The sequence below is a fragment of the Caulobacter sp. GW821-FHT10C03 genome, from assembly GCF_059415485.1.
Genome location: NZ_JBWKNI010000010.1, coordinates 176,761 through 192,734, shown reverse-complemented (window position 1 = coordinate 192,734; position 15,974 = coordinate 176,761). Strand labels below are relative to the sequence as shown.

Below are 15,974 nucleotides of genomic sequence, written 5' to 3'. Positions count from 1 at the left end.
CGGCCCCGCGTCTAGGTTCCGCGCCCGCTCTTTCCCACTGCCATCGTCCGTCTCCCGCCGCCGCGCGTCCGCGCGTCGGTACAGGGAATTCCATAGGATATCCGCCCGTGCCCACGCCTTCCGCCCTTCTCAACGTGATGATCGACGCCGCGCGCAAGGCCGCCCGCGGACTGGCCCGCGACTTCGGCGAGATCGGCGAGCTGCAGGTTTCCAAGAAGGGCGCGGCCGACTTCGTCTCCAACGCCGACCTCAAGGCCGAGCAGACCCTGTTCGAGATCCTCAGCAAGGCGCGCCCGGGCTACAGCTTCCTCGGCGAGGAACGCGGCATGATCGAGGGCACCGACAAGACCCACACCTGGATCGTCGACCCGCTGGACGGCACCACCAACTTCCTGCACGCCATCCCGCACTTCGCGGTCAACATCGCCCTGCAGCGCGAGGGCGAGATCGTCGCCGGCGTCACCTACAACCCGATCACCCACGACCTGTTCTGGGTCGAGAAGGGCAAGGGCGCGTTCCTCGGCGCCGAGAAGCGCCTGCGCGTCGCCGCCCGCAAGCACATGGACGAGGCCATGCTGGCCACCGGCATCCCGTTCATGGGCAAGCCCGGCCACGGCCAGTTCCTGAAGGAGCTGCATCAGGTCAGCCAGAAGGTCGCCGGCGTGCGCCGCTTCGGCGCGGCCGCGCTCGACCTGGCCTGGGTGGCCGCCGGCCGCTTCGACGCCTTCTGGGAACGCAACCTGAAGCCCTGGGACGTCGCGGCGGGCGTCCTGATGGTCCAGGAGTCGGGCGGCAAGGTCACCACCATCGAAGAGCACGGCGACCCGGTGGAAGGCTCGTCGATCCTGGCCGCCAACCAGGACCTGCACCCCCTGGTGCTGAAGGCCCTGCACGCGGCGGGCTGAGACTTCGAGCGCTAGATTGGAAGAGGGCTCCGGGACGAGGTTCCGGAGCCTTTCTCGTGGGCAGGGCGTCGCCGAAGCGATGCGCTCCCCTCGCCAAACCGTCACATCCGCGCGCTAATCAGCGGCCATGACCCTACTGACCCGCCGCGCCATGACGACCGCCGCCCTCGCCGGCACGATGGGCGCCAGCATGATCCCCGCCATGGTCCGCGCCGGCGTGCGCAAGCCGATCGTCATCGCCCACCGCGGCGCCTCGGGCTATCGCCCCGAGCACACCCTGCTGGCCTACGGCCTGGCCATCGAGCAGGGCTGCGACTTCATCGAGCCCGACCTCGTCGTCACCAGGGACGGCCACCTGGTGGTGCGCCACGAGAACGAGATCGGCGGCACGACCGACGTCGCCTCCCGTCCCGAGTTCGCCGCCCGCAAGGCGACCAAGACCATCGACGGCGAAAGCCTGACCGGTTGGTTCACCGAGGACTTCAGCCTGGCCGAGATCAAGACCCTGCGCGCCCGCGAGCGGCTGCCGCAGCTGCGTCCGGCCAGCGCCGCCTTCGACGGCCAGGCCCAGGTCCTGACCTTCGACGAGGTGGTCGCCTTCGCCCGCGCCGAGAGCAAGCGCGTCGGCCGCACGATCGGCGTCTATCCGGAGATGAAGCACCCGGCCTATTTCGCCTCGGTCGGCCTGCCCATTGAGGGCCGCATGGTCGAGGCGCTGAAGCGCAACGACCTCAACTCCAAGACCGCCCCGGTGTTCGTGCAGTGCTTCGAGGTCGGGCCGCTGAAGGCCCTGCGCCTGAAGACCGCCGCCCGCCTCGTCCTGCTGGTGGCCGGCCAGGGCGGCCCGGCCGACCTGCCGGCCGTGAAGTACGCCGACCTCGTCACGCCCGAGGGGCTGAAGGGCGTGGCCGCCTATGCCGACGGCCTGGGTCCGGAAAAGACCATGGTCGTGCCGCAGGACGCGCAAGTTCTGCTGCCGGCCACCTCGCTGGTCAGGGACGCCCACGCGGCGGGCCTGCTGGTGCATCCCTGGACGGTGCGGGCCGAGAACTACTTCCTGCCGGCGACCCTGCGGAAGGGCGACCCGGCCGCCGCCGACTACCTGGCCAAGGCCGGCGATGCGACCGCCGTGCTGAAGGCGCTCTACGCCGCCGGCGTCGATGGGGTGTTCAGCGACTTCCCGGACCTGGCCGCCGCCGCTCGCGGCTGACCCGAGATTGGGCGAGACCGGCGTTTTCGCCGGGCCGCCGCGTCATTCGTCACACGCGAGCGTTGCAAAGGCGGCATGCTGGCCCTTCCAGATCGGGAGGTCCCTAATGTCCGAACCGTTCCAGCTTTCCCTCGCCCCGCGCCAGCTGACCCAGACCATCAATCCGTGGTCATGGAGCTTCGGCGATTTTTCCCTGTTCACCGTCAATCTCGGCACGTCGGGCAAGCCCGAGGTCGAGGCCCGGGTGCTCGACGAGGTCGGCAGCTACGGCCGCCAGATCGGCCGCATCGGCGAGGCGCTGGAGAAGCTGATCGACTGGGCCGAGAAGCAGGACCCGGCCCTGGTCGGCGAACCGGCCTTCGAGGAACTGCGCAAGCAGCTGCTCCACGTCTCCCTGATCAAGGACCAGGAGACGGCGAAGGCGGAGAAGGACTAGCGGTCCTCCAGCGTGTGCCAGATGCGCAGAACGAAGATCGCGGCGTCGGTGATTTCGTAGCGCAGTTCATAGCCGCCGACGATCAGCCGCCGGACTTCGCGCGGCGCGAACTCCGCGAGGCGTTCGCCCAGTCGGGGTGTCGTCAGCAGGCGTTTCGGCGCGGCGACCAGTTCGCGGGCGGTGCGGGCGGCCGCGCGGGGATTCATTTCGGCCAGGAAGGCATGGAGCCGGGTGAGGTCGGAGGCCGCCTTGCCGGTCCAGACCAGGCGCATCAGCGCGGTTGCGTATCGGTTTCGAGGCTGTCGGCCCAGGCTTCCATCGCGGCCTGTTCCACCAGACGTCCGGCGTCGACGTCGGCAAGGCCCTCCAGGGTCATCGCCCGGAAACGCTCCTCACGATCCGCCCAGGCGGCCAGCGCCTGACCAACCACCCAATCGGGAGACCGATCCATGCGGACGGCCAACTGGTCGATCTGATCGGCCAGCGGGGCGGGAACCTCGACAGTCAGGACCTTGGTGTCCACAGGCGTCTCCAAGACTGGACGACCAGCATAGCCCATGAGGCCCTGCCTGCGAACAGTCCGAGTCTACGCCGCCTCCACCCCGAACTGCAGCCGCGCCAGGCGGGCGTAGAGGCCGCCGCGGGCGACCAGGTCGGCGTGGGCGCCTTCCTCGACCACGCGGCCCTCGTCCATGACCACGATGCGGTCGGCCTGCAGCACGGTGGCCAAGCGGTGAGCGATCACCAGCGTGGTGCGCCCGCTCATGGCCGCGTCGAGGGCCTGCTGCACCAGCCGCTCGTTCTCGGCGTCCAGGGCGCTGGTGGCCTCGTCGAGCAGCAGGATTGGGGCCTGGCGCACCAGGGCGCGGGCGATGGCCAGGCGCTGGCGCTGGCCGCCCGACAGGGTCTTGGCGCGCTCGCCCACCGGCGTGTCGAAGCCCTGGGGCAGGGCGGTGATGAAGCCCGCAGCCTGGGCGGCCTCGGCGGCGGCGCGGGCCTCTTCCTCGGTGGCGTCCTCGCGGCCGAAGCGGATGTTGTCCATGGCCGAACCGGAGAACAGCGGCGAGTCCTGGGCCACCAGGGCCATGGCCGCGCGCACCTCGGCGGGCTTGGCGTCGCGCAGGTCGACGCCGTCCAGGCGCACCACGCCGCCCTGAGGGTCGTAGAAGCGCAGCAGGAGGCGCAGGACGGTGCTCTTGCCCGCGCCCGAGGGGCCGACCAGGGCGACGGTCTCTCCGGGCCTCACGGTCAAGCTGAAGCCGTTGAGCGCCGGCAGGTCGGGGCGGCCAGGATAGGCGAAGGCCACGTCCTCGAAGGCGATCTCGCCGCGCACCGGCGAAGGCAGGGTCCTGGGCGCTTCCGGCGGGGCGATGCCCGGGCGGGCGTTCAGCAGGTCGGAGATGCGGTCCATGGCCCCGGAGGCCTTCTGCACGTCGCCCCAGACCTCGCCCAGGGCCCCGACCGAGCCGGCGGCCATCACCGCCAGCATGGCGAACTGGGCGAGCGTGCCCGGCGTCATCTCGCCCGACAGCACCATCCGCGCCCCGAACCACAGCAAGAGGGTCACGCCGCCGAAGGCCAGGGTCATCACCAGCACCGTCATGCCGGCCCGGGCGCGGATGCGGCGCACCGAGGCGTCATAGGCCGTCTCGACCGCCGAACCGAACCGGCGGCCGGCCTCGCGCTCGCGCACGAAGGCCTGGACGGTGTCCAGCGCGTCCAGGCTCTCGCCGGCGTAACCCACCGCGTCGGCGAAGCGGTCCTGGGCGGTGACCGACAGCTTGCGCACCTTGCGGCCGACGAAGAACATCGGGGTCAGCACCACCGGCACCATCAGCACGATGAAGCCCGCCAGCTTGGGGCTGACCACGGCCATGTAGCCCAGGCCGCCGATCAGGCTGAGGGTGTTGCGCAGGGCGATCGAGGCCGAGGCCCCGACCAGTTGGTCGATCAGCGAGACGTCGGCGGTCATCCGCGACAGCACCTCGCCGGTGCGGGTCTTGAGGAAATAGGCCGGGTCCAGGGTCAGGACGTGGTCGTAGAGCGAGCGGCGCAGGTCGGCGACGACGCGCTCGCCCAGCCGCGTGACGAAGAAGAAGCGCGAGGCCGTGGCCACGGCCAGCACCAGGGCGACGGCGGCCAGGGTCAGGAAGGTGTGGTTCACCGCCCCTTCGCCGCCCTTGGCGAATCCCTTGTCGATGACGTTCTTGAACGCCCCCGTCAGGCCCAGGGTCGCGCCGGTCGAGAACAGCAGGAAGAAGCCGGCGGCCAGGGCGTCGCCGATATGGCGGCGCACGAAGGGCAGCAGATGGGCGAGCGGCCGGATGTCCTTGCGGCGCGGGCGGCGGGCGGCCGATTCCGACAGGCTCTGGGCCAGTTCGGCGCCGGCGCCGGGGCGGCCTTCGACCGAAATCTCGCCGCCGTTAACGTCGCTCATCAACAGGGTCCTTGCCAAAAACGCGCGGGTTCTTTATAGCCGCGCGTCTTCGAGGGCCACCCCGCACGGCGGCGCTCACTCACATTTCACGCCGCCCTCTAGTCGGTTGGACCGCCCGATGAAACAAGACATTCACCCCGACTACCACTTCATCAACGTCACCCTGACCGATGGGACGAGCTACCAAACCCGCTCGACCTACGGCAAGGAAGGCGCGAACCTGGCGCTCGACATCGATCCGCGCACCCACCCGGCGTGGACCGGCGGCAACGCCCAGCTGATGGACCGCGGCGGCCGCGTCTCGCGCTTCAACGCCAAGTTCGCCGGTTTCACCGCGAAGAAGTAAGACCGCAAGGTCTCGCCGTAAGGGCGACGAAAAGCCGGCTCCGCGTTCGCGGGCCGGCTTTTTCTGTATCTGGACCCCAGATCCTCCCCCTCTGGGGGAGGTGGCCCGAAGGGCCGGAGGGGGGCGTTTTCAGCTTCCGCTGAACTGGCCTTCCTCCCCCGTAAAATCCCCGCGAAAGCGGTTTTCGCACCAGATCCCTCTCCCCTTGCGGGAGAGGGTGGCCTCGCGGAGCGAGGTCGGGTGAGGGGTCTCCCAGAACTGAAAGCCGCGTACAGCGGTCAGGCCGGGCGCGATGTCGGATGTCTGAGAGACCCCTCATCCGACGGCCTTCGGCCGCCACCTTCTCCCGCAAGGGGAGAAGGGTCATCGCCAAGGTTCAGGAGGAAGGTCCGCGGCCCCTCACCCGCAAGGCCATGCCCGCCGCCACGCCCATCGCCAACCCCGCCAGATGACCCGGCTTCACCGCGCCGTGGCCGCTGACGACGATGTCGAGCAGCAGGGCGACGGCGATCGCCGTCCAGGCCGCGATCCGTCCCCAGCGCGCTACGCCGCCGACGGCCACGGCCAGGCCGCAGATCGCCAGACAGGCCTGGGAGGCGCCGGAGATGAAGGCGTCCGGCTGGGTGACGACGGCGATCCACTGGCCCAGGGTTCCGCCCGCCAGGGCGACCAGGGCGGGCGTGAGCCGACCGAGGCGCGCCTCGACAGCCAGGCCCACGCCGCCGATCACCAGCACGTTCAGCAGCATGTGCGGCGGCTTGACGTGAAGCCACTGCGAGGCGACCAGCCGCCAGGCCTCCGCCCAGGTGAAGTCCGAGCCCTTGATCGCTCCGAAGGCGACGAGGTCGCGGGAATGCTGCTGGACCCAGACGGGCTGGCCCAGGCCGATGGCGACCAAGATCGACGCCAGCAGCAGGCTGGCGGCCCAGATCAGGCAAGGCGATCGTTTGGCCAAGGCTCCCCCCGAAGCCGGCCCCGAGGCTCAGCGTGGAGAGGCTCAGCGCGGCGGGGCGAAGCGGATGACGTTTTCGCCGAGGAAGGGCTCGTCGGAAGCCTGGCCCTCGGAGGGCGGCTCGAACAGCTGCTCCATGGCGTCGGCGGTGGCCGTGGGGCTTTCCGGGACGGGGGGAGCCACCGGAGCGGCCAGCAGGATCGGCATGCGCACCGAAACGCTGGTGCCAGCCCCCAGGCGGCTTTCGACGTGCATCTCGCCGCCGTGCAGCTGGGCGAAGGCCCGCACCAGCGACAGGCCAAGGCCGGTGCCCTTGGCGCGCTGGTCGACGCCGCCGGCCTGCTCGTAGGGGCGGCCCAGGCGCTCGAGGTCCTCGGGGCTGATGCCGACGCCGGTGTCGGCGACGACGATCTCCAGCATGCCGTCGTGGCCGTCGGCGGTGACCGTCACCTGGCCGCCGCGCGGCGTGAACTTCAGGGCGTTGGAAACCAGGTTCAGCACGATCTGCTTCAGCGCCCGGCGGTCGGCGTCGACATCGAGCTCGCCCGGCGGCAGCACGCCGCGCAGCTGCACACCGACGCTGTCGGCCTGGACGCGCAGCAGGCGCATGGCGGCGTTGACGGCCTCGCGGGCGTCGAATTCGCCGCGCGACAGCTCGAAGCGCTCGGCCTCGATCTTCGACATGTCGAGCACGTCGTTGATCAGGTCCAGCAGGTGGCGGCCGCTTTCATGGATCAGCTCGGCGTATTCGCCGTAGCGGTCGGTCAGGGGGCCGAACATGCGGGCGCGCATGATGTCGGAGAAGCCCATGATGGCGTTCAGCGGCGTGCGCAGCTCGTGGGACATGTTGGCCAGGAAGCGGGCTCGGCCGGCGGCCAGTTGCTCGGCGTCGTTGCGGGCCTGGTCCAGCTGCAGCAGATGGCGGGTCTCGGCGGTGACGTCGCGCATCACGCCCACCAGCACGCCCGGGCCGACGCGGCGCAGGGTCAGCGACAGGGTCTTTTCCGGGGCCTCGGCGGCCGGGAAGGTCAGGACCGCCTCGCGTTCGCGCAGGGCCTGGCCCAGGGCGAAGTCGACGCGGGCGCGCTCGCCCGGCACGGCGGCCTGCGAAAGGCCGTCGATCATGATCCGGTCCAGCGCCGCGCCCTCGGGGGCGACGCCGCGCACGGTGCGCACCCGACCTTGCAGGGTGACGACGAAGGCCAGGAAGGGCAGGCCGTCGAGCAGGGTCGAGAGGGCGGTCAGTTCGGACAGGTTGCGCACGTCGCGCTCGCCGGCCCGGCGGTGGGTCAGCATCAAGCCGGCGGCCAGGCCAAGACCGGTGGTTGCCACGGCCAGGAAACCGAGGATGAAGGCGGTCGGGCCCGTCGGAGCGGGTGGAGCCAGGCCCGACAGCTGGACCAGGGCGGCCATGGCCCCGCCGATCAGGGCCAGGGCCGCGCCCTCGGCCAGGCGGCGCGGCGCGGCCAGGGTCGAGGCGGCGGCGACGGGAGCCAGGCACCAGGCGCTCATCGCGCCCGAGACGCCGCCGGTCAGGGCCGCGGCCAGGGCGCCGCCGGCGGCCCAGCCGACCAGCAGCAGCGACTGGACGCGCTCGTCCTCGCTGTCGCCCAGCAGCAGGGCGGCGATGGCGGGCAGGGCGCCGGCCAGCAGGGCGATCCAGACGGGCCAGCCGGTGGAGGCGGGAACGAAGGCCACAGCCCCGCCGGCCAGCAGCGCGGCCGCCAGCCAGCCCAGACGCCAGGCGCGCGCCGTCTCCCGCCCCGAAAGGACGGGGCGGAGGGCGGCTTCATCCTGCCGCGGCTGCACCGGGTCGATGTCCAAGGGGGCGGGTCCGCCTCGAAGTTGTTGTTATTGGTGAATCCTAACCCCGGTTCGGCCCTTCTCCAAAGCACGCACAATTGTGGGGCGACCGGGCGAGTCCAGCTTCTTGTGGACGGAAACGGATTCGTAAGCGGGTTGGTTCAGGGTGGCACAGAATGCCTTTGCGGACAGAAGGTCCGGGAGTTTCACATGCCTCAGACGGCGTCCGCGGACGCTTCGACATCAGCCGAAGACCTCGCCGAAAGCGCGGGCGGTGCTGATTCGCGCCAGGCTCAGCGGCCTTCGGAAGGACCCACCGCGACGTTTCGCCGCGCGGCGGCCCGCGCTCGCCGCAAGGCCGCCCTCGATGATCAGAAGCGTTCGTTCCTGCGCATGGTCAGCCACGAGCTGCGCACGCCCCTGAACGCCGTCATCGGTTTTTCGGAAATCCTGGCCAGCGAGCTCTACGGTCCGCTCGGCGCGCCGCAGTACAAGGAGTACGCCAAGCTGGTGCACGAGAGCGGCCTGAAGCTGCTCAAGCTGGTCAACCAGATCGTCGAGATCGCGCGCCTGGAAGGCCACGTCACCGACCTCGACGTCGCGGCCGAGCCGCTGGACGAGGCGGTCGAGGACGTCATGGCCCAGCTGCGCGCCGAGTGCGAAGCCCGCGGCGTGGTGATGAGCGCGCCGGACCTGGTGGGCATGCCCGCCGTCCTGGCCGACCGCAGGGGCCTGCGCACCATCCTGTCGAACCTGCTGCAGAACGCCGTCGCCCACTCGCCGTCGGGCGGGGTGGTGACGATCGAAGCCGAACTGGTCGGCGGCGGCATGGTCGAGATCTCGATCCGCGACCAGGGCGAGGGGGTGGAGCAGGGCGACCTGCAACGCCTGCTGCGCCCGTTCGAGCAGGCGGGCACCTCTCTGACCCGCAGCGGCGAGGGCGCGGGCCTGGGCCTGCCGATCGTCGATCTGCTGACGCGGGCCATGAACGGGGCGCTGCGGCTGAAGTCGGCGCCGGGCGCGGGCCTGACGGCGATCGTCACCCTGCCGGGCGCCTGATTGCTTGCATCGGGGGCTCGCCCCGCCTAAACGCCGCGCCATGAGCACCGACCCCAACGCCGCCCTCGACGAACTGGCCGACGAGTTCGAACTGCTCGGCGACTGGGAAGAGCGCTATCGCTACGTGATCGAGCTGGGCAAGGACCTGGCGCCGCTCACGCCCGAGGAGCACTCGGAAGACAACAAGGTGCGCGGCTGCGCCAGCCAGGTGTGGCTGGTCACCGAGCCGCAGGCCGACGGCACCGTCCGCTTCCGCGGCGACAGCGACGCCCACATCGTCAGCGGGCTGATCGCCATCGTGCTGCGGCTCTATTCCGGCGCGGCGGCCGGCGACATCGTCGCCTTCGACGCCTCGGCCGCCATGGCGCGCCTGGGCCTGTCGGAAGCCCTGTCCTCGCAGCGCTCCAACGGCCTCAAGTCGATGGTGGCCCGCATCCAGCGCGACGCGGCGGCGGTTGCCCAGGCCTAGAAGCTGCGCCTAGAAGAACCCGGCCCGGTTTCCGATGAACACGATGGCCACGATGATCAGCAGAAGCTGGATCAGCCAGTTCACGGGCGAGGGGATCGGCGAGCGCTGGACGGCGTAGAGCGCCAGGCCAAGCAGCACGAGGGCGATGATGACGGTGATCAGGATGCTCATGGCCCGGTAACCCGCGTTCGGCGTGCTTGGTTCCGGCCGTGCTTGAGCCCGGGGCGTTCATCTTCTATGGCCCGCCCATGACCTCGCCCTGGCGCATCGCCGCCCTCTACCGTTTCGCGACCTTCGACGATCCCGACGCGATCCGCGCCGATCTCGCCAAGCTGTGCTGCGGGCTGAAGATCAAGGGCACCCTGCTGCTGGCCCGCGAGGGGATCAACGGCACCATCGCCGGGACGCCCCAGGCCATCGACGCGGCCATCGCCCATATCCGCGCCCTGCCGGGCTGCGAGGCGCTGGAACTGAAGTTCGCCGACGCCGACGCCCCGCCGTTCCATCGGCTGAAGGTCAAGGTGAAGGCCGAGATCGTCACCCTGGGCGAGCCCGACCTTGATCCGGCCCACAATCACGGCGTCCATGTTGATCCGGCTGATTGGAACGCCCTGATCGCGCAGCCCGACGTGATCGTGATCGACACCCGCAACGGCTACGAGGTCGACTGCGGAACCTTCGAAGGCGCGATCGATCCGGCCACGCCCAGCTTCGCCGACTTCCCCGCCTGGTTCGACGCCTTCCGCCAGACCTGGGACCCGGCCGCGCCGGCCCCGAAGGTGGCCATGTTCTGCACCGGCGGCATCCGCTGCGAGAAGTCGACGGCCCTGCTCAAGGCCCGCGGCGTCGAGGACGTGTTCCACCTCAAGGGCGGCATACTGAACTACTTGGAGACCGTGCCCCAGGACGAGAGCCTGTGGCGCGGCGAGTGCTTCGTGTTCGACGAGCGGGTGGCCGTGGGCCACGGCCTGTCGGAAAGCTCGCACGTGCTGTGCCGGGGCTGCCGCATGCCGGTGTCGGAAGCGGGACGGGCCTCGCCGCTGTACGTCGAGGGCGTGTCCTGCGCGCGCTGCCACCATACCCGCAGCGACGACCAGAAGGCCCGCTACGCCGAGCGCCAGCGCCAGGCGGCGCGGGCGATCGAACTGGGCATCGACCACGTCGGCGCGGCCTTGCCGGTCAAGCCTTCGCGCGAAACCTGACGGATCGTCGTCGGCCTCACGGCGTTATTCCGACCGAGCCCTCTTTCTCGGACACGGAGATGACCCATGGTCGCCTATGACCCCACCCTGAATCCTGGCCACACGAACGGCGCCGGTCCCGCCCGCGCTCGCCAGGGCCTGATCGACACCCTGTCGGACAAGGTCTCGACCTTCCTCGACCAGCATTCCAAGTCGCCTGAACCTCAGGCTCCGGTCGCCGACTACGCGGTCGGCGGGCCCGCGAAGAAGCCGCTGACCATCGCCGGCCGCGATATCCAGCTGGGCGGCCGCACCATCCCGCTGGCTGTCGCCGTGCTGGGCGGAGCGGTGCTTGCGGGTCTGCTGATCAACAAGCGCACGCGGGGCGCGGCCCTGACGGCGGCCGGGACCGCCTGGACTTTCCTGCAATCGAAAAAGCCTTAAGGCGCCGCTTCGAACCTTTCGCGGAGGGGCCGCGTTGCTGCGGTCCCTCCATTCGAAAGCCACAGGAGTTCACCCATGGCCCATACGAACGAAGACCACATCAAGCTCGTCAACGGCCTGGTCGAGATCACCATCGACAGTGCCGACGGCTACGAAGCCGCCGCTCGCGACGCCGAGAGCCGCAGCTTCAAGTCGCTGTTCGAGGCTCGCGCCCAGGAACGTCGCGGCGTGGTCTCCGACCTGCAGAGCGAAGTACGCCGCCTGGGCGGCACGCCCGACGACGACGGAAGCATCCTGGCCGCCGCCCACCGCGTGTTCCTGAACGTCCGCGACTCCCTGACCAAGGGCGACGAGTCGGTGGTCAAGACCGTCGAGGACGGCGAGGACCACATCAAGGCCAAGTACGAGAAGGCCCTGCAGGACCTCGACGTGGATCCGCAGACCCGCCGCGCCATCGAGGCCGCCTACGCCAAGGTCAAGGCCGGCCACGACCAGATGCGCGACATCAAGCACGCGCAGAGCCACTGAAGACGCTGAGCGAGGCGGCGGTCTAGATCCGATCGCCGCCTCGTCTCACAGCATGCCGTAGTGCGCCGCCAGGCGCTGCAGGGCCGCCCTCAGGGCGGCCTTGCCCGTTCTGGGCTTGAGGCCCAGGGCGACCTCCGTGGCCTGGAGAGAGGCGCCGTGCAGGCAGATCGGCGACAGGATCGCCCTCTGCTCGGGCGCCAGCGTCATCATCGCCCGGGCCATGCGGGCCTTGGCCCCGATCGCGCGCTCGGCGGGCTCCAGGCGCGGGCCGCCGCCGCGCGGAGTCGGATCCCAGTTCATGGTCAGGCGACCGAGCAGGCCCGAGGCGTGGGCGTCGGCCTCCAGGCGCCGGCCCGCCGCGCGCTCGACGGCGCTGAGCAGGCCGCGGCTGAACAGCCAGTCCAGCGGGTCCGCGCCGAGATTGGCCCGGTGCGTCGTGGCTTCACCGTTCTCGACCACCACCTTCTCGCCCTCGACGACGCCGGGGCGGCCCGGCGGCATCGGCTGCGGCGCGCGGCCCAGTCGCCAGCCGCCCTCGGGGCGGGGGACCAACTGGTGCATCAGCTTGCGGAAGGCGGCCTCGTCGATGGTCAGCATCGGCTTGCGCCCACGGGCGAAGCGCACGGCGTAGGCCAGACCCCGGGCCTCGATCACCGAGCCGGCGCGGGCCAGCAGGCGGGCGGCGCGGTCGGCCAGGTGCTCGGCCTCCAGGTCGCGCTCGACAATGGCGGCGGCGCTCATCGATCGATCCCCGCGGCGTTGGCGAACATCATGCCGGTTAGATCCGGAATGGTCTCGGGCGCCTGGCGTACGCAGGCCTCCAGAGCGCTCATGCGGGCGTCGAACACCCGGTCCTCGCGCATGTCCTCGATGCGATGGCAGGCGTGGGCGCAGGTGGTGCGGTCGCGGCCGAAGGCGAAGGCCACCCGGGCCAGCGGCCAGTGGAAGATCACGTGGGCCAGGTAGATGGCGATCTGCCGCGCGCGAGCAGCGGTCTTGGACGCGCGCTTGTCCGAAACGATGTCGGCGGGCGCGACGCCGGTGGCCAGGGCCACGGCGTGGGTGACGAAGGCCGCGGCGAGACGGTCGCGACGCGGATCGGGCGAGATCGCCCAGGCCTCCTCCAGGATTTGAGCGAGCATGGCGGTCCCTCAAGAGCGGCGCCCCCAGTGACGCCCATGAGCATCAGCCTAGGCTGATATTCCTCCTGTAGGATAACTTTCCTATTTCGCGCGTCTAGTCGGAATTTAAACCACTGATTGTATTCGCCCGGACGGTGGTCGATCCCCGTCGGCCGACGGGGATCGACGCCCGATTCAAGGATTGGCGGGCGCGGCCGGGGCGCTCGCCGCCGGCGGGTTGGGCTTCAGCAGTTCGGCCTCGATGGCGACCGTGACCTCGTCGCCGACGCCCATGGTCGAGCCGGGCTTGGGCACGCCGTAGCTGACGCCGAAGTCCGAACGCTTGAAGCTGCCGCTCAGCGAGAAGCCGATGCGGGCGTTGGGGTCCATCGGCGGGAAGCCGGCGTAGCCGCCGTTGAACTTGGCCTTCAGGGTCACCGGCTTGGTCACACCGTGCAGGGTGAGGTTGCCGCTGACGTCGGCGGTGTCGGGGCCGGTGGTCTCGACCTTGGTCGAGCGGAAGGTGATGGCCGGGTACTTGGCCGCGTCCAGCCATTCGGCGCCGAGCAGTTCGTCGGTGAAGCCGGGCGGCGGGGCGGGGAGGGTCAGGGAGCTGGTCTTGATGCTGGCCTCGACGCTGGCGGCGGCCGGCGCCTTGGGATCGAGATTCAGCTTGACGTCGAAGTCGGTGAAGCGGGCCGTGTACCAGGAGAAGCCCAGGTGGCTGAGTTTGAACGACAGGTCGGCGTGCGACTTGTCCAGCTTGTATTCCCCGGCCGGCAGGTCGGCGGGCGGCTTGGCCGGGGCGGGCGCGGCGGCGGAGGTTTCACCGGCCGGCGGCGGCGTTTGCGTCTTGGCGGCCTTCGGGTCGGAGCAGGCCGCCAGGGCCAGCAGCAGGGCGCCGCCGATCACGAACTTCGAGGCGTAGGACATGAAACCTCCCTTTTCTGTTGGGCGGGGAGGTTCGGCCCGGGGCGACGATGCGGTCAACCCCGGGGCGTTGTGACGCTTACGACTTCTTTTTACGCTCGGCGATCCAGGCGTCGGTGCGGGCGTCCAGCACCGCCAGCGGCGTCGAGCCGCCCAGCAGCACCAGGTCGTGGAAGGCCCGCTCGTCGAACTTCGGACCCAGCTGGTCCTCGGCCCGCTTGCGCAGCTCCAGGATCTTCAGCTCGCCGATCTTGTACGACAGGGCCTGCCCCGGCCAGGAGACGTAGCGCTTCAGTTCGACCTCGATATTGGTCGGCGACAGGGCGGTGTTGTCGGTGAAGCAGGCGCGGGCCTGGTCCAGGCTCCAGCCCTTGGCGTGGATGCCGGTGTCGGCGACCAGCCGGCAGGCGCGCCACATCTCGTAGGACAGGCGGCCGAACAGCTCGTAGGGGTCGCGATAGATTCCCATCTCCTCGCCCAGCCATTCCGAATAGAGCCCCCAGCCCTCGCCGAAGGCGCTGAAATAGAGGTTCTTGCGGAACTCGGGGCCGGCCTGCTCCTGGGCCAGCGAGGTCTGGACGTGGTGGCCCGGCGCGCCCTCGTGCAGCACCAGGGCCGGCAGCTCGTAGAGCGCCCGCTGGTCGAGTTCGGAGGTGTTGATCATCAGCCCGCCGGCGCGGCCGGCCTTGGGATCGCCGCCGAAATAGCGGCCGGTGGTGTAGCCCTTCTCGATGCTGGCCGGCACCGGCCGCACGCCGTAGGTCAGGCGCGGCAAGGTTCCGAAGTGGGCCGGCAGCTGGTCGTCGGCGCGCTTGGCGATCTCGCTGGCCTTCTCCAGCAGCTGCTGGCGGCTCGTCGCATAGAACTTTGGGTCCTTGCGCAGATAGGCCAGGAAGGCCGGCAGGTCGCCGTCGAAGCCGGCCTGCTTCATCACCGTCTCCATCCGCGCGCGGATGCGGCGCACCTCGGCCTGGCCGATCTCGTGCACCTGGTCGGGGGTCATGTCGGTGGTGGTGTAGCGCTTGACCAGGAAGGCGTAGTAGCGCTTGCCGTCGGGCAGGTCGGAGGCCGCCAGGCTCCTGGCGGCGTGTGGCACGTACTCGTCCTGCATGAAGGCGACGAAGCTGGCGCGGGCCGGGGCGACCTTGGCCTTCAGCACCGCCTCGCCCTCGGCGATCAGGGCGGCCTTGCGATCGGCCGGCACGTTGGCGGGCAGGGCGCGCAGCGGCGCCAGCAGCGGATCCTCGGCCAGCGGCGTGGCGGCCGTGCGCTGGGCGCGGTCCAGCACCGACTCGGCGGTCGAGCGGGCGTGGACGAAGCCGGTGGCGATCCCGCGACGGGCCTCGGCGATGTTGGCGGCGTACCACTCCGGGCTCTGGGCCAGCAGGGTGATCCACTTCTTCGCCTCGGCCTCGTCCTTCAGGCGCATGCCGTTGGCGCGATAGAGCAGGGAGACATCGAAGCCGCCGTCGCTGCTGAACGGCATGCGGCTTTCGTCGAAGGACAGGCCGGTGAGCTTGTCGTCCAGGCTCCAGGCCAGGATCTGGCGGGTCAGCTTCTCGTCGTCGGTCAGGCCGGCCGCATCGACCTCGCCCAGCAGGGCCTTGGCCTTCTCGTAGCGGGCTTTGCGCTCGGCGTCGGCCTTGGGGTCGACCGGCGGAAACCGCCAGCGCGAGGCGTCGGTGGCGCTCTCGTCGTCGTCCACCGCCGAGACCGACTCATAGGCCTTCACGGCTTCGGTAAGACGCGTCGAGGCGCTGACCTGGGCCGCCTGGACCGGTCCGGCCAGCAACACGGCCGACAGGGCCGCGCCGGCGGCGAGACGGAGAAGATGATGGCGCATGAACGCTCCCCGGAATGAACTCGGGGGAGGTTAGATCATGTCGTCGGGCGCGGCCAAACGGCCAAGCCGAAGCTTTCTGATCATTTCGCAGGAAGGAAAAGAAGAGAAGAAAATGGAGCGGGCGAAGAGATTCGAACTCTCGACATCCACCTTGGCAAGGTGGCGCTCTACCACTGAGCTACGCCCGCGCACCGATTTTCTTGTCTCTGTCCACGACCCCCGAGAAGGAGGGAATGGAGCGGGCGAAGAGATTCGAACTCTCGACATCCACCTTGGCAAGGTGGCGCTCTACCACTGAGCTACGCCCGCA

The 15,974-nt window shown here is 70.1% G+C and carries 19 protein-coding genes and 2 tRNA genes; 9 read left to right on the top strand and 12 right to left on the bottom strand.

Features of this window, described 5'->3' with window-relative positions; translation table 11 throughout:
• Positions 1-107: 107 nt before the first annotated feature.
• The 3 genes from AC07NG_RS15220 (at position 108) to AC07NG_RS15210 (ending at position 2,551) form a co-directional block, all read left to right on the top strand.
• Positions 108-905, top strand: a complete 798-nt coding sequence (locus AC07NG_RS15220; protein ID WP_492853569.1) for an inositol monophosphatase family protein — start codon at positions 108-110, stop codon at positions 903-905.
• Between the two features lie 127 nt (positions 906-1,032).
• Complete coding sequence (locus AC07NG_RS15215; protein WP_494594890.1) at positions 1,033-2,115, top strand: glycerophosphodiester phosphodiesterase; 1,083 nt, start codon at positions 1,033-1,035, stop codon at positions 2,113-2,115.
• A 106-nt stretch (positions 2,116-2,221) separates the two neighbouring features.
• A complete protein-coding gene (locus tag AC07NG_RS15210; RefSeq protein ID WP_492853566.1) occupies positions 2,222-2,551 on the top strand; it encodes a hypothetical protein in 330 nt (109 codons plus the stop codon).
• Here the strand turns inward: AC07NG_RS15210 and AC07NG_RS15205 are convergent.
• From AC07NG_RS15205 to AC07NG_RS15195, 3 genes are all read right to left on the bottom strand, one after another.
• Positions 2,548-2,823 carry a type II toxin-antitoxin system RelE/ParE family toxin gene (locus tag AC07NG_RS15205; protein WP_494594888.1) on the bottom strand — a complete coding sequence of 92 codons (276 nt, stop codon included), beginning with the start codon at positions 2,821-2,823 and terminating at the stop codon, positions 2,548-2,550. The genes AC07NG_RS15210 and AC07NG_RS15205 overlap by 4 nt on opposite strands.
• The gene (locus tag AC07NG_RS15200) at positions 2,823-3,074 is read right to left on the bottom strand and encodes a CopG family ribbon-helix-helix protein (protein ID WP_492853563.1); all 252 of its coding nucleotides are present in this window, start codon (positions 3,072-3,074) and stop codon (positions 2,823-2,825) included. The genes AC07NG_RS15205 and AC07NG_RS15200 overlap by 1 nt, the downstream gene beginning before the upstream one ends.
• A gap of 63 nt (positions 3,075-3,137) precedes the next feature.
• The gene (locus AC07NG_RS15195) at positions 3,138-4,991 is read right to left on the bottom strand and encodes an ABC transporter transmembrane domain-containing protein (protein ID WP_494594886.1); all 1,854 of its coding nucleotides are present in this window, start codon (positions 4,989-4,991) and stop codon (positions 3,138-3,140) included.
• 115 nt (positions 4,992-5,106) lie between these two features.
• On the opposite strand from AC07NG_RS15195, the gene rpmE reads away from it, so the two are divergent.
• On the top strand, positions 5,107-5,334 hold the full coding sequence (gene rpmE, locus AC07NG_RS15190; protein ID WP_110121023.1) for a 50S ribosomal protein L31: 228 nt from the start codon (positions 5,107-5,109) through the stop codon (positions 5,332-5,334).
• Between the two features lie 376 nt (positions 5,335-5,710).
• On the opposite strand, the gene AC07NG_RS15185 is transcribed toward rpmE, so the two are convergent.
• Together AC07NG_RS15185 and divJ are read right to left on the bottom strand one after the other, a co-directional pair.
• Entirely contained in the window at positions 5,711-6,289 is a 579-nt protein-coding gene (locus AC07NG_RS15185; RefSeq protein ID WP_494594884.1) for a rhomboid family intramembrane serine protease, read from the bottom strand.
• 42 nt (positions 6,290-6,331) lie between these two features.
• Positions 6,332-8,110 (bottom strand): cell cycle sensor histidine kinase DivJ, encoded by a 1,779-nt coding sequence (gene divJ, locus AC07NG_RS15180; RefSeq protein WP_494594882.1) that lies wholly within the window; start codon positions 8,108-8,110, stop codon positions 6,332-6,334.
• A 189-nt stretch (positions 8,111-8,299) separates the two neighbouring features.
• On the opposite strand from divJ, the gene AC07NG_RS15175 reads away from it, so the two are divergent.
• Both AC07NG_RS15175 and AC07NG_RS15170 read left to right on the top strand, forming a co-directional pair.
• On the top strand, positions 8,300-9,148 hold the full coding sequence (locus AC07NG_RS15175; protein WP_494594880.1) for a sensor histidine kinase: 849 nt from the start codon (positions 8,300-8,302) through the stop codon (positions 9,146-9,148).
• A 40-nt stretch (positions 9,149-9,188) separates the two neighbouring features.
• Positions 9,189-9,617, top strand: a complete 429-nt coding sequence (locus AC07NG_RS15170) for a SufE family protein (protein WP_494594878.1) — start codon at positions 9,189-9,191, stop codon at positions 9,615-9,617.
• Positions 9,618-9,626: 9 nt separating this feature from the next.
• Here AC07NG_RS15170 and AC07NG_RS15165 read toward each other — a convergent pair whose 3' ends face one another.
• Positions 9,627-9,788 (bottom strand): hypothetical protein, encoded by a 162-nt coding sequence (locus tag AC07NG_RS15165; protein ID WP_162839355.1) that lies wholly within the window; start codon positions 9,786-9,788, stop codon positions 9,627-9,629.
• A 77-nt stretch (positions 9,789-9,865) separates the two neighbouring features.
• Here AC07NG_RS15165 and trhO point away from each other — a divergent pair, with 77 nt between their 5' ends.
• From trhO to AC07NG_RS15150, 3 genes are all read left to right on the top strand, one after another.
• Positions 9,866-10,819, top strand: a complete 954-nt coding sequence (gene trhO, locus AC07NG_RS15160) for an oxygen-dependent tRNA uridine(34) hydroxylase TrhO (protein WP_494594876.1) — start codon at positions 9,866-9,868, stop codon at positions 10,817-10,819.
• Positions 10,820-10,885: 66 nt separating this feature from the next.
• Complete coding sequence (locus AC07NG_RS15155; RefSeq protein WP_487288536.1) at positions 10,886-11,242, top strand: hypothetical protein; 357 nt, start codon at positions 10,886-10,888, stop codon at positions 11,240-11,242.
• A gap of 75 nt (positions 11,243-11,317) precedes the next feature.
• Entirely contained in the window at positions 11,318-11,770 is a 453-nt protein-coding gene (locus AC07NG_RS15150; RefSeq protein WP_487288537.1) for a PA2169 family four-helix-bundle protein, read from the top strand.
• Positions 11,771-11,815: 45 nt separating this feature from the next.
• Here AC07NG_RS15150 and AC07NG_RS15145 read toward each other — a convergent pair whose 3' ends face one another.
• From AC07NG_RS15145 to AC07NG_RS15120, 6 genes are all read right to left on the bottom strand, one after another.
• The gene (locus tag AC07NG_RS15145; protein ID WP_494594874.1) at positions 11,816-12,511 is read right to left on the bottom strand and encodes a DUF6456 domain-containing protein; all 696 of its coding nucleotides are present in this window, start codon (positions 12,509-12,511) and stop codon (positions 11,816-11,818) included.
• Positions 12,508-12,912, bottom strand: coding sequence for a gene transfer agent production transcriptional regulator GafY/HdaB (gafY, locus tag AC07NG_RS15140; protein ID WP_494594872.1), 405 nt, complete (start codon positions 12,910-12,912; stop codon positions 12,508-12,510). Before gafY ends, AC07NG_RS15145 begins: the two co-directional genes overlap by 4 nt.
• A gap of 174 nt (positions 12,913-13,086) precedes the next feature.
• Positions 13,087-13,824 carry a YceI family protein gene (locus AC07NG_RS15135; protein WP_494594871.1) on the bottom strand — a complete coding sequence of 246 codons (738 nt, stop codon included), beginning with the start codon at positions 13,822-13,824 and terminating at the stop codon, positions 13,087-13,089.
• A 76-nt stretch (positions 13,825-13,900) separates the two neighbouring features.
• Positions 13,901-15,664: a DUF885 domain-containing protein gene (locus tag AC07NG_RS15130; protein ID WP_494594869.1), complete on the bottom strand. Its 1,764-nt coding sequence runs from the start codon at positions 15,662-15,664 to the stop codon at positions 13,901-13,903.
• A gap of 113 nt (positions 15,665-15,777) precedes the next feature.
• Positions 15,778-15,852, bottom strand: a tRNA-Gly gene (locus AC07NG_RS15125).
• Positions 15,853-15,898: 46 nt separating this feature from the next.
• Positions 15,899-15,973: transfer RNA gene (locus AC07NG_RS15120), tRNA-Gly, on the bottom strand.
• Position 15,974 lies beyond the last annotated feature (1 nt).